Source organism: Streptomyces sp. NPDC005722 (assembly GCF_040630935.1).
Taxonomy (GTDB): domain Bacteria; phylum Actinomycetota; class Actinomycetes; order Streptomycetales; family Streptomycetaceae; genus Actinacidiphila.
Map to the genome: position 1 here is coordinate 20,268 of NZ_JBEXYN010000053.1, position 12,002 is coordinate 32,269.

The 12,002-nt window shown below is 73.6% G+C and carries 9 protein-coding genes; 5 read left to right on the forward strand and 4 right to left on the reverse strand.

What is annotated here, in order from left to right; translation table 11 throughout:
• Positions 1 to 342: 342 nt before the first annotated feature.
• On the reverse strand, positions 343 to 942 hold the full coding sequence (locus ABZ479_RS36355; RefSeq protein WP_500465543.1) for a hypothetical protein: 600 nt from the start codon (positions 940 to 942) through the stop codon (positions 343 to 345).
• 283 nt (positions 943 to 1,225) lie between these two features.
• Here ABZ479_RS36355 and ABZ479_RS36360 point away from each other — a divergent pair, with 283 nt between their 5' ends.
• On the forward strand, positions 1,226 to 3,877 hold the full coding sequence (locus ABZ479_RS36360) for a penicillin acylase family protein (RefSeq protein WP_500465572.1): 2,652 nt from the start codon (positions 1,226 to 1,228) through the stop codon (positions 3,875 to 3,877).
• Between the two features lie 44 nt (positions 3,878 to 3,921).
• On the opposite strand, the gene ABZ479_RS36365 is transcribed toward ABZ479_RS36360, so the two are convergent.
• Entirely contained in the window at positions 3,922 to 5,226 is a 1,305-nt protein-coding gene (locus ABZ479_RS36365) for a lipase family protein (protein WP_500465544.1), read from the reverse strand.
• Between the two features lie 187 nt (positions 5,227 to 5,413).
• Here ABZ479_RS36365 and ABZ479_RS36370 point away from each other — a divergent pair, with 187 nt between their 5' ends.
• Genes ABZ479_RS36370 through ABZ479_RS36385 form a run of 4 tightly spaced genes read left to right on the forward strand, consistent with a single transcriptional unit; the run spans position 5,414 to position 9,506 of the window.
• Complete coding sequence (locus tag ABZ479_RS36370; protein ID WP_500465545.1) at positions 5,414 to 6,181, forward strand: SDR family oxidoreductase; 768 nt, start codon at positions 5,414 to 5,416, stop codon at positions 6,179 to 6,181.
• A complete protein-coding gene (locus ABZ479_RS36375) occupies positions 6,178 to 7,833 on the forward strand; it encodes an AMP-binding protein (protein ID WP_500465546.1) in 1,656 nt (551 codons plus the stop codon). The genes ABZ479_RS36370 and ABZ479_RS36375 overlap by 4 nt, the downstream gene beginning before the upstream one ends.
• Before the next feature lie 56 nt (positions 7,834 to 7,889).
• Complete coding sequence (locus tag ABZ479_RS36380) at positions 7,890 to 8,498, forward strand: TetR/AcrR family transcriptional regulator (protein ID WP_500465547.1); 609 nt, start codon at positions 7,890 to 7,892, stop codon at positions 8,496 to 8,498.
• Between the two features lie 21 nt (positions 8,499 to 8,519).
• Positions 8,520 to 9,506 (forward strand): NADPH:quinone oxidoreductase family protein, encoded by a 987-nt coding sequence (locus ABZ479_RS36385; RefSeq protein ID WP_500465548.1) that lies wholly within the window; start codon positions 8,520 to 8,522, stop codon positions 9,504 to 9,506.
• 120 nt (positions 9,507 to 9,626) lie between these two features.
• Here ABZ479_RS36385 and ABZ479_RS36390 read toward each other — a convergent pair whose 3' ends face one another.
• Both ABZ479_RS36390 and ABZ479_RS36395 read right to left on the reverse strand, forming a co-directional pair.
• A complete protein-coding gene (locus ABZ479_RS36390; protein ID WP_500465549.1) occupies positions 9,627 to 10,850 on the reverse strand; it encodes an acyl-CoA dehydrogenase family protein in 1,224 nt (407 codons plus the stop codon).
• Between the two features lie 3 nt (positions 10,851 to 10,853).
• Positions 10,854 to 11,879 (reverse strand): phosphotransferase family protein, encoded by a 1,026-nt coding sequence (locus ABZ479_RS36395; protein ID WP_500465550.1) that lies wholly within the window; start codon positions 11,877 to 11,879, stop codon positions 10,854 to 10,856.
• Positions 11,880 to 12,002 lie beyond the last annotated feature (123 nt).

Below are 12,002 nucleotides of genomic sequence, written 5' to 3' on the forward strand. Positions count from 1 at the left end.
TGATGTGGGCGTAGGGCCATGGAGCCGTGGGGTCAGAGAGCGGTTCGGGGCGCCCTGGACCGCCCTCCGTACCCCCACCGGCCGTTGTGCGCCCCAACCTCGGGAGGGGGTGTGTCGGGGTGCGCCCGGAAACGACGAGCGGCGGACGCGGTGCCGAATGATGTTGGGGTAAACCGCGAGCGTTGAGGACGTGCGCCGGCGCGGCGCCGACCCCAGACGAACTTGCGCAGGCCCGCACCAATCGCGCCGGGCAAACGGGCGGGAGGGTGGGGGAGAAACCCCAACAACAACCACAAACGACCCGCACACAACAACCCACCAGCCGGCCCGGCGCAGCCGGCCTCACCCCGTGGCCAGCAACGCCCCCCGCGCCCCCACCAGCGCAGCCTCGCAGAGCACAGGCACCGGCACCACGATCCCGCACCGCCCGCACACGGGCCCCGCCCCGGGGTAGTGGTTGAGCCCGTTCCGCCACCGCAGCCGCTGCTCGCCGCAGACCGGGCACCCCGCCCCCGGCCCCGCGTCGATCGCCGCGATGAGGCGGCGCAGCACGTCCGCCAGCCGGTCGTCCGGGTGGACGCGGGGGTCCTCGCACCAGGCGACCCCGTTGCCGCCCCAGGTGCGCCGGTGCCAGTCGTCGAGCGCGCCGGGCTGCCGGATGCCGTAGTACTTCTCCTCCTTGCGGCGGGCCGCGAACTCCCGCTCGTAGGTGAGCCAGACCGCTCGCGCCTCCTCCAGTTCCGCGAGGGCCGTGACGAGCCGGACCGGGTCCGGCTCGCGGTCGTCGGGCGCGATCCCCGCACCGGTGCACAGGTGGTCCCAGGTCGCGCGGTGCCCGTACGGCGCGAAGCGCTCGAGGCACCTGCGCAGGTAGGTGCGGCGCTGGGTGGGGGAGCGCCGGGGATCGCGCACCTGTCTGGCGAGGCTCCGGAATCCGGCCATGGTGTGCCACCTCCGTCGTCGGTGTCGCATCGCTGTCGAATGGACGTAACGGACGGCGTTCCGGATCCATCCCCGGCGCGGCGAGTTCCAGCCGGGATGGCGTAGCTGAAACGTGACGCATGTTCACCTTACTCGGCGGTCATCTCCCGAAGTAACCTGCGTCACACCGCGCTTCGGAGGAGTGGTCATGCGATCCAGATTTGGCAGGTTCAGGACAAGACTCAGGACGGCCGCCGCGGCGGCGGTGCTCGCCCTGGGGGCGAGCCTCGTCGCGCCGCTGCCCATGGCGGCGCACGCCGCCCCCGTCACCGACTACTGCCAGGGACGGTGCTCCGACGTCCTGCCGCCGGGCCAGAACGGCAACGCGACCCTCGCCCAGATCCTGCTGAACCAGATCTTCGGCACCCAGCCGGAGCACGCGGAGGACCAGCTCGGTCCGTACGCGAACCTGGCCGGCGGGTACCAGAACCTCACCGACGCCACCATCAACAACTTCTTCAACGACGCCTCCTTCGGCGTCCCGGCCGGGCAGGTCGCCTCGACGACCTCGCCCCGCAGCGACGTGACGATCACCCGCGACAAGAAGACCGGGGTCCCGCACATCTCCGGCACGACGCGGTACGGGACCGAGTTCGGCGCCGGGTACGCCGCGGCGCAGGACCGGCTGTGGCTGATGGACCTGTTCCGGCACGTGGGACGCGGTCAGCTGACCTCGTTCGCCGGCGGCGCCCCCGCCAACCAGGGTCTGGAGCAGGAGTTCTGGCGCGCCGCGCCGTACACCGAGGAGGACCTGCAGGCCCAGATCGACTGGATCGCCACGCAGAACGGGGAGCGCGGCCGGCAGGCGCTGGCCGACGTCAACGCCTACGTGGACGGGATCAACGCCTACATCGCGGCCTCCGACAGCGGCCGCTACTTCCCCGGCGAGTACGTCCTGACCGGCCACAAGGACGCCATCACCAACGCCGGGACGATCGAGAGGTTCAAGTCCACCGACCTGATCGCGCTGGCCTCCGTGATCGGCGCGCTGTTCGGCACCGGAGGCGGCGGTGAGGTGACCAACGCCCTGTCCCTGCTGGCCGCCCAGCAGAAGTACGGGGTCACCGAGGGCACCAGGGTCTGGGAGTCCTTCCGGGAGCGCGACGACCCCGAGGCCGTGCTGACCGTGCACGACGGCCAGAGCTTCCCCTACGCCGTCCGCCCGGAGAACCCGCAGGGCAGGGCGCTGCCCGACGCCGGGAGCGTGACGGTGGAGCCGCTCGTCCACGACCGCACCGGCAGCGCGGGCACCGCGAAGGCCTCCGCGGCGTCGAAGAGCGCCACCACGAGCGCGCTCTCCGCGAACACCCGGGGCATGTCGAACGCGCTGCTGGTCAGCGGCGCGCACACCGCGAGCGGCCACCCGATCGCCGTGTTCGGCCCGCAGACCGGCTACTTCGCGCCACAGCTGCTGATGCTCCAGGAGATCCAGGGCCCCGGCATCAGCGCCCGCGGCGCCTCCTTCGCGGGCCTGAGCATGTACGTGGAGCTCGGCCGCGGCCAGGACTACGCCTGGAGCGCCACCACCTCGGCCCAGGACATCACCGACACCTACACCGTCGAGCTGTGCCAGGACGACGTCCACTACCTCTACCGCGGCACCTGCACGGCCATGGAGAAGCTGGAGCGCAGCAACTCCTGGAAGCCCACCACCGCCGACGGCACCGCGGCCGGCTCCTACCGGATGCAGATCCACCGCACCGAGTACGGCCCGGTGACGCACCGCGCGACGATCGACGGCAAGAAGGTCGCCTACGTGGCGCTGCGCAGCTCGTACATGCACGAGGCCGACTCGGTCGTCGGCTTCCAGATGCTCAACGACCCCTCCGCCGTCACCGACGCGGCCTCCTTCCAGCAGGCCGTCCAGCACATCAACTACACCTTCAACTGGTTCTACGCCGACTCCCGTGAGGCCGCCTACTTCAACAGCGGCGCCAACCCGGTGCGGGCCGCCGACGTCGACCCGACCTTCCCCGTCCGCGCCGAGCCCGCGTACGAGTGGCGCGGCTTCGACCCGGCCCACAACACCGCCGACTACACGCCCGCCTCGGAGCACCCGCAGTCCGTCGGCCAGGACTACTACGTCTCCTGGAACAACCGGCAGGCGAAGGGCTACGACGCGGCCGGGTTCGGCAACGGCTCGGTGCACCGCGGCAACCTGCTGGACGACCGGGTGAAGAAGCTCGTCGCGGCGGGCGGCGTCACCCGCGCCCAGCTCACCAAGGCGATGGCCGACGCGGCGCTGACCGACCTGCGCGGCGAGGACGTGCTGCCCGGCCTGCTCAAGGTGCTGCGCAGCGGAGCCGTCTCCGACCCCGCGGTGTCCGCGGCCGTCACCAAGCTCTCCGACTGGGTGGCCGCCGGCGCCAAGCGCCGGGAGACCTCGCCGGGTTCGCACGCCTACGCCAACGCCGACGCGGTGCGGATCATGGACGCCTGGTGGCCGCTGCTGGTAAAGGCCCAGTTCGAACCGGGCCTGGGGAGCGAGCTGTACGCGGCACTGACCGCCAACCTCACGGTGGACGAGGCGCCCTCGGCCGGGCACGGCCCGACCGGCTCGCACGCCGGCAGCTCCTTCCAGTACGGCTGGTGGTCCTACGTCGACAAGGACGTACGGGCGGTGCTCGGCGAACCCGTGCGGGGCGGTCTGGCCCGCACCTACTGCGGCGGCGGCGACCTCGCGGCCTGCCGTGACGTGCTGACCGGCACCCTCAAGCAGGCCGCCGCCAGGACCGCCGCCCAGGTGTACCCGGGTGACGAGAACTGCTCGGCCGGCGACCAGTGGTGCGCCGACACGATCATCCACCGCACCCTCGGCGGCATCAAGCACGGCAAGATCAGCTGGCAGAACCGCCCGACCTACCAGCAGGTCGTGGAGTTCCCCGCCCACCGCTGACCCGCCGAGCCCGGCCCGCGCGGGCCGGCGAACGGCCCACGGCCTCAGGCCAGGAGCCGGCCCGCGCGCAACACGATCCGCGCCAGTTCGGGGTGGCAGATGTCGCTGTGCGCCCCGGACGGCGGACCCCCGCGGCTCACCACGGCCGAGGCGTCCACGCTCACGCAGCCGGCCCGGGGGAACGCCCCGCGCAGCGCCTCGGCCAGCGGCACGTCCATGGTGCCGTCGACCGCCTTGATGCCGTCGTGGCCGGTGGCCCCCCAGCGGTCGCCGAGGTCCGGCCCGAACCCGCGGTCGTCGCCCGCCAGCCGGGAGGCGATCGGGTACATCGTGCCCAGCGCCGTGTCGTGGCGCGAGTAGCAGGACACCACCGGACCCGCCACCTTGAGCCGGGCGGCGCCCAACGCGCCGCCGTGCGCGCCGTCGTGGGGCAGCCGGGACGCGAACGCGTAGTGCGAGAAGGCGCCCTGGAGCAGCGTCACCGACTTCACCGCCCGCACCCCCTCCGGCAGTCCGCGCAGCGCGTAGGAGACCAGCCGGCCGCCGAAGCTGTGCCCCACCAGGTGGACGGAGAGCGAGGGGTGGGTGCGGGCGAGGCGGCCGAGGAGCGGGCCGAGTCCGCGCTCGCCGACCGTGCCGGCCCGCCGTTTCATCGCGTAGTACGTCGCCTGGCGCAGCATCTCCTTGGCGCCGTTCCACAGCCGTGTCCAGCCGCCGCCCGCCAGCGGCAGCCGGGCGCCGCCCTCCAGGGCCGCCGCGTACTCCTCGCAGGCGGCCACGGGATCGCCGCACAGGACGGCCGGCTCCGCGCCCGGCGCCGCGTCCGAGGTGTCGTCCGCGCACAGCCTGGCGACGGCCTGCGGTGCGACCCCGGTCAGGCGCCGCACCAGGGCGGCGAACTCCGCGAACGGCTCCTCGCCGTCGGGGCGTTCCTCCAGCAGTTCGGCGATCCGGCGGATCTCGTCCTCGTGCCCGGGGAAGACCGTCACGAGCGCGTCGCGGCTGGCGGCGTCGAGCGCCGGCTCCGGCCGGGGCGGCTCCGGGACGGGCAGCAGGGCCTCGAAGTCCGGGATCGGCTCGTCGGAGAAGCGCATGGAGGGCCACAGCACGCCGACGTAGCCCAGGACGGTGCCGGGCCGGGCCCGGCCGGCGAGCAGCCCGGGGACGGGGGCGAGGAAGCGGTCGTACAGGGCGGTCGCGCCGGAGCGGTCGTTGTTCCAGCCGTGCGAGAAGACCAGCAGATCGGTGACGCCCCGCGCGCCGACGCCCGCCGTGAGCCGGTCGCGCTGCGCCCGGTCGGGGTCGCCGTCCGCGTCGAAGGTCAGCTCCCAGTACGGTTCGACACTCATCCCCGGCATGACCGTCCCCCTGGTTCGCCCGGACCGATGCGGTCGCATCATCCCAATCCGGCGCGGGTGCGGCCATACACCGCGCGGGGGGAATTCCGCCACCGGCCCGGTGCGCCCTTCCCCAGGCATGACCGACCGCTTAGTATGTTGACCGGAGCCGTTCCGAGCCGAAGTCGAAGGAGACACGATGGAAGCGCTGCGCGATGCCCGGGTGGTCGTCACCGGTGCCGGGGGCGGGATCGGGGCGGCGCTGGCCCGGGGGTTCGCGGCGCGGGGCGCGCGCGTGGTCGTCAACGACCTGGACGAGGACTCCGCCAAGGCCGTCGCGGACGAGATCGGCGGCATCTGCGTCCCCGGTGACGCCACCGCCGTCGTCGGGCCGGCCCGCGCGGCCCTCGGCGGGGGCGTCGACGTGTTCTGCGCCAACGCCGGCGTCGGCAGCATGGCCGGGGCCGAGGCCGAGGACGCCGTGTGGGAGCGGGTCTGGGACGTCAACGTCATGGCCCACGTGCGTGCCGCCCGGGCACTCCTCCCGGAGTGGCTGGAGCGCGGCGAGGGCCGCTTCGTCGCCACCGTCTCCGCCGCCGGGCTGCTGACGATGGTCGGGGACGCCCCGTACTCGGTCACCAAGCACGGCGCCCTGGCCTTCGCCGAGTGGCTCGCCCTCACCTACCGGCACCGGGGCGTGCGCGTCCACGCCGTCTGCCCGGAGGGCGTGCGCACCGACATGCTGCGCGCCGCGGGCCCCGCGGGCGACCTCGTGCTCGCCCCCACGGCCATCGAGCCGGAGGACGTCGCCGAGGCCGTGCTCCAGGGCATCGCCGACGAGCGCTTCCTGATCCTGCCGCACTCGGGGACGGCCGCCCACTACGCCGCCCGCGCCGGGGACACCGACCGCTGGATCGGCGGGATGAACCGGGTGCAGCGGAAGCTGGAGGAGGGGCACGGCGCGTGAGCCCGTACGGGAACAAGCCCTGGCTGCGGCACTTCGACGAGGAGCTGCACACCCTCCCCGACCCGCCGGTCACCCTGCTGCACGCCTTCCGCGAGGTCGTCGCCCGCGTCCCCGACCGCACCGCGCTGGCGTACTTCGACGGCCGACTGAGCTACCGCGAACTCGACGCGCTGTCGGACGGACTCGCCCGGTACCTCGCCGCCCGCGGCTTCGCGCGCGGCGACCGGATGGCGGTCATCCTGCAGAACGTGCCGCAGTTCGCGGTCGCGCTGCTCGGCGCCTGGAAGGCCGGCGGCACCGTCGTGCCGGTCAACCCCATGTACAAGGAGCGCGAACTCGCCCATGTGCTGGCGGACGCCGGGGTCACCGCCCTGGTCTGCGCCGACCGGGCCTGGGACGCGTACGTGCGCCGGACGGCGGCCGGGTCGCCGGTGCGGATCGCGCTGACGACCAGTGAACTCGACCTGCAGACCAGGGACGACGAGCGGGTCCTGCCCCAGCGGCGCACACCGCCCGGGGACACCGACGACCTGCTGGCCGCCGCACGCGCCGGCGCGGCCGGCCCGGAGCTGCCCGACCCCGGCCTGACCGGGGCCGACGTCGCGCTGATCAGCTACACCTCGGGGACCAGCGGCGTCCCCAAGGGCGCGATGAACACCCACGGAAACATCAGCTACAACGCCGACCGGCAGCGCGCCCACAGCGTCCTGCCCGACGGCGCCACGCTCTTCGCCCTCGCCCCGCTGTTCCACATCACCGGCATGGTCTGCCAGCTGGCCGCCGGTCTGGTCGCGGGCTCCGCCATCGCGCTCGCCTACCGCTTCGAGCCGGGCGTCGTCCTCGACGCGCTGCGCGAGCACCGCCCGGCGTACATGGTCGGTCCCTCCACCGCCTACATGGCGCTCATGGCCCGGCCCGACGCCACCGCCGAGGACTTCTCCTCCTTCCACCTGCTCTACTCCGGCGGCGCCCCCGTGCCGCCCGCGCTGGTCGCCGCCTTCCGCGAGCGCTTCGGCCACTACCTGCGCAACGGGTACGGCCTCACCGAGTGCACGGCGCCCTGCGCCAGCGTCCCCGCGGGGCTGGAGGCCCCGGTCGACCCGGTCTCCGGGACGCTCTCGGTCGGCGTCCCGGGCCCCGGGACGCTGGTGCGCATCGTGGACGACGAGGGCGCCGACGTGCCCTTCGGCGAGCACGGCGAGATCGCCGTCCGCGGGCCCATGGTGGTGCCCGGCTACTGGAACCAGCCGGAAGCCACCCGTGCGGCGCTGCCCGGCGGGGAGCTGCGCACCGGCGACATCGGCTTCATGGACGAGGAGGGCTGGCTCTTCGTCGTCGACCGCAAGAAGGACATGATCAACGCCTCCGGCTTCAAGGTGTGGCCGCGCGAGGTCGAGGACGTCCTGTACGCCCACCCCGCGGTGCGCGAGGCGGCCGTGGTCGGGGTCCCCGACGCCTACCGGGGCGAGTCGGTGAAGGCCTTCGTCAGCCTCCGGCCGGGGGCCGAGGCGGACCCCGCGGAACTGGTCGGGCACTGCAGGGACCGCCTCGCGGCGTACAAGTACCCGCGCGAGGTCGAGGTCCTGCCCGAGCTGCCGAAGACGTCCAGCGGCAAGATCCTGCGCAGGGAGCTGCGCGCACGGAGGGATTGAGCCACATACCGGTCGGTATGCTGTCCGGGCGCACCGGTACGGAGAGAGGGCAGGCCATGGCACGGAGCACCACCCCACCCAAGGCGACCGCGACCGCGGTACCCCAGCGGCTGCTCGCCGAGGCCACCCGCCTCTTCGCCGAGCGCGGGTACGACCGGACGTCGGTGCAGGAGATCGTCGAGGCCGCCGGGGTCACCAAGGGAGCGCTGTACCACTACTTCGGCAGCAAGGACGACCTCCTGCACGAGATCTACGGGCGCGTGCTGCGGCTGCAGATGGAGCGCCTGGAGGCGATCGCCGGCAAGGAGACGGCCCCCGTGGCCGAACGCCTGGTCGAGGCCGCCGCCGACGTCGTCGTCACCAGCATCGACAACCTCGACGACACCAAGATCTTCTTCCGGTCGATGCACCAGCTCGGCCCGGAGAAGCAGAAGGCGGTGCGGGCCGACCGCCGCCGCTACCACGAGAAGTTCCGCGCACTGGTCGAGGAGGGGCAGCGCGAGGGCGTGTTCCGGCCGGAGGTCCGGCCCGACCTCGTCGTCGACTTCTTCTTCGGGGCCGTGCACCACCTCGGCACCTGGTACCGGGAGGACGGGCCGCTGTCCGCCGGCCAGGTCGCCGCCGACTTCGCAGACATGCTGCTGCACTCCGTGCGGCAGCCCTGAACCGAACCGGGAGCAGACCGCATGAAGGCATGGCGAGTGCACGAGAACGGGGAGCCGCGCACGGCGATGCGCCTGGACGAGGTCCCCGACCCGCAGCCGGGCCCCGGTGAACTGCTCCTGAAGGTCCGCGCCGCGAACGTCAACTTCCCCGACGCGCTGCTGTGCCGGGGGCACTACCAGGTGCGGCCGCCCCTGCCGTTCACCCCGGGCGTCGAGTTCTGCGGCGAGGTCGTCGCGGCCGGCGAGGGGGTCACCGGGCACACGGCCGGCGACCGGGTCATCGCCCCGGCCGCGCTGCCCGGCGGTGCCTTCGCCGAACTCGCCGTCGTCCCCGCCGCGAACGTGCTGCCCGCGCCCCCGGCCCTGGACGACGGCGAGGCCGCCGCCCTCCACATCGGCTACCAGACCGGCTGGTTCGGGCTGCACCGGCGGGCCGGGCTGCGCGCCGGCGAGACGCTGCTCGTGCACGCCGCGGCGGGCGGTGTCGGCAGCGCCGCCGTCCAGCTCGGCAAGGCCGCGGGCGCCACCGTCATCGGCGTGGCCGGCGGCCCCGACAAGGCGAAGGCGGTACGGGAGCTGGGTGCTGACGTCGTCGTCGACCGGACCGCCGAGGACTTCGTCGCCGTCGTCAAGGAGGCGACCGGCGGACGCGGCGCCGACGTCGTGTACGACCCGGTGGGCGGCGACGCCTACACCCGGTCGACCAAGTGCATAGCCTTCGAGGGCCGCATCCTGGTCGTGGGCTTCACCAGCGGCACGATCCCCAGCCCCGGCCTCAACCACGCCCTGGTCAAGAACTACTCCGTCGTCGGCCTCCACTGGGGCCTGTACAACACCCACGACCCCGCCGCGGTGCGCCGCTGCCACGACGAGCTCACCCGCCTCGCCGCGGAGGGCGCCGTCAGGCCCCTCGTCAGCGAGCGCGTCCCGCTGGAGGGCGCGGCGGACGCCGTCCAGCGGGTCGCCGACGGCACGACGACCGGCCGTCTGGTGGTCCTGCCCGGCTGACCGCGCGGCGGGCACCCGGCCGCGCGGCGGATCCCACGCGGCCGGCCGGGTCCTCACGCGTCGCGATGCGGTGGCGCCGCGGCGGGGTGCCGTGGGGCCACCGCAGGGCCGACGCGGGGGTCAGCCCTCCTGGGCGTGGCGCTTCAGCTCGCGGCGCGCCAGGGAGCGCTTGTGGACCTCGTCGGGGCCGTCGGCCAGCCGCAGCGTGCGGGCCGCCGCGTACAGCTCGGCCAGCGGGAAGTCCTGGCTGACGCCGCCCGCGCCGTGCAGCTGGATGGCGCGGTCGAGGATCAGCCCGACCTTCTCCGGGGTGGCGATCTTGATGGCCTGGATCTCGGTGTGGGCCCCCCGGTTGCCGACGGTGTCCATCAGCCAGGCGGTCTTGAGCACCAGCAGCCGCAACTGCTCGATCTCCACCCGGGCCTCGGCGATCCACTGCTGGACGACACCCTGCGCCGCCAGCGGCTTTCCGAAGGCGACCCGCCCCGTGGCCCGGCGGCACATCAGCTCCACCGCCCGCTCGGCCATGCCGATCAGGCGCATGCAGTGGTGGATGCGGCCCGGGCCCAGCCGTGCCTGCGCGATGGCGAAACCGCCGCCCTCCTCGCCGATCAGGTTCTCCGCGGGGACCCGCACGTCGTGGAAGACGACCTCGGCGTGGCCGCCGTGGTCCCCGTCGTCGTAGCCGAACACCCGCATGCCGCGGCGCACTTCGAGGCCGGGCGTGTCCCGCGGTACGAGGAGCATGCTCTGCTGGCGGTGCCGCTCGGCGGACGGGTCGGTCTTGCCCATGACGATGAAGATCCGGCAACGGGGGTTCATGGCGCCGGAGATGAACCACTTGCGGCCGTTGACGACGTACTCGTCGCCGGCCCGTTCGATCCGCGTCTCGATGTTGGTCGCGTCGGAGGAGGCGACGTCGGGCTCGGTCATCGCGAAGGCCGAGCGGATCTCGCCCGCGAGCAGCGGCTCCAGCCAGCTCTTGCGCTGCTCCTCGCTGCCGAACTCGGCCAGCACCTCCATGTTGCCGGTGTCCGGCGCGGCGCAGTTGAGGGCCGGCGGGGCGAGGTGCGGGCTGCGGCCGGTGATCTCGGCCAGCGGCGCGTACTGCAGGTTGGTCAGCCCGGCGCCGCGCTCGCCGGGGAGGAAGAGGTTCCACAGTCCCCGCTCGCGGGCCGCCGCCTTCAGCTCCTCGACGACCGGCGGCGCGGACCAGACCTGCTCGCCCACGGCCGCCTCGCGCTGCCGGTGGAAGACCGGTTCCGCGGGGTACACGTGCTCGTCCATGAACGTGAGCAGCCGCCCGCGCAGTTCCTCGGTCCTGGCGTCGTACGCGAAATCCATGGCTCAGCCTTCCTGAAGCGTCCGCAGGCCGTTGTCGATGAAGGCCGGGACCAGGGCGCCGATCCGGTCGAAGCCGGCGCCGAGGGTCTGGCCGAGGGTGTAGCGGTAGTGGATGCCCTCGAGGATCACCGCGAGCTTGAAGTAGGCGAATGCGGTGTACCAGGCGACCGAGGACACGTCACGGCCGGAGCCGGCCGCGTAGCGTTCGACGAGCTCGGCGGGGGAGGGGTGGCCGGGCGCGCCCCCGGTGACGGAGACGGGCGTGCCGGGCGTGGGGCGCAGCTCGCCGTACATCAGCAGCAGCCCGAGGTCGGTGAGCGGGTCGCCGAGGGTGGACATCTCCCAGTCGAGGATGGCCCGGACGGTGTCGTCGGCGCCGACCAGGACGTTGTCCAGCCGGTAGTCGCCGTGCACGACCGTCGCGGGCGCGGAGGCCGGCAGCCGGGTGCCGAGCAGGGCGGAGAGCTCGTCGATGCCGGGCAGTTCGCGGCTGCGCGAGGCGTCGAGCTGCTTGCCCCAGCGGCGCAGCTGGCGTTCCAGGAAGCCGTCGGGCCGCCCGAAGTCGTCCAGCCCCACCGCCCGCGGGTCCACGGCGTGCAGCGCCACCAGGGTGTCCACCAGCCGCAGCACGATGTCGCGGGTGCGTTCCGGTCCGAGCGCCGTCAGCTGCCGCTCGGTGCGGTAGGGCGTGCCCTCGACGAAGTCCATCACGTAGAAGGGCGCCCCGACGACCTCGGGGTCCTCGCAGAGCAGCACGGCCCCGGGGACGGGCACGGGGGTCTCGCGCAGGGCGCTGATGACGCGGTGCTCGCGGGTCATGTCGTGCGCCGTGGCCAGGACGTGGCCGAGCGGGGGACGCCGGACGACCCAGCGGGCGACGCCGTCGGTCACCGCGTAGGTCAGGTTCGACCGGCCGCCCTCGATGAGCTCGCCGTCCAGCGGGCCCGCCAGCAGCCCGGGCCGCTCGGTGTCCAGGTGCCGCCGCAGCCGCTCCAGGTCGAGTCCCGGTGGGTTCTCCGTCCCGCTCATCCTTGCTCCTCGCCGCTGCCGTGGGACCTGTCCCGGCTATCATGCCGACCAGTCGGTATGTCGTCCAGTCCGCCGCCCCGCCCGCGGCCGGGAAAAGCAGGTGACCGGCGTTGCGGACGCTGC

Bases quoted from the DNA above. Each gene is read 5' to 3' on its own strand.
- ABZ479_RS36365 (WP_500465544.1), bottom strand. From the start codon at position 5,226: ATGAGTGTCGAACCGTACTGGGAGCTGACCTTCGACGCGGACGGCGAC.
- ABZ479_RS36385 (WP_500465548.1), top strand. From the start codon at position 8,520: ATGAAGGCATGGCGAGTGCACGAGAACGGGGAGCCGCGCACGGCGATG.
- ABZ479_RS36370 (WP_500465545.1), top strand. From the start codon at position 5,414: ATGGAAGCGCTGCGCGATGCCCGGGTGGTCGTCACCGGTGCCGGGGGC.
- ABZ479_RS36390 (WP_500465549.1), bottom strand. From the start codon at position 10,850: ATGGATTTCGCGTACGACGCCAGGACCGAGGAACTGCGCGGGCGGCTG.
- ABZ479_RS36355 (WP_500465543.1), bottom strand. From the start codon at position 942: ATGGCCGGATTCCGGAGCCTCGCCAGACAGGTGCGCGATCCCCGGCGC.
- ABZ479_RS36395 (WP_500465550.1), bottom strand. From the start codon at position 11,879: ATGAGCGGGACGGAGAACCCACCGGGACTCGACCTGGAGCGGCTGCGG.
- ABZ479_RS36380 (WP_500465547.1), top strand. From the start codon at position 7,890: ATGGCACGGAGCACCACCCCACCCAAGGCGACCGCGACCGCGGTACCC.
- ABZ479_RS36360 (WP_500465572.1), top strand. From the start codon at position 1,226: ATGGCGGCGCACGCCGCCCCCGTCACCGACTACTGCCAGGGACGGTGC.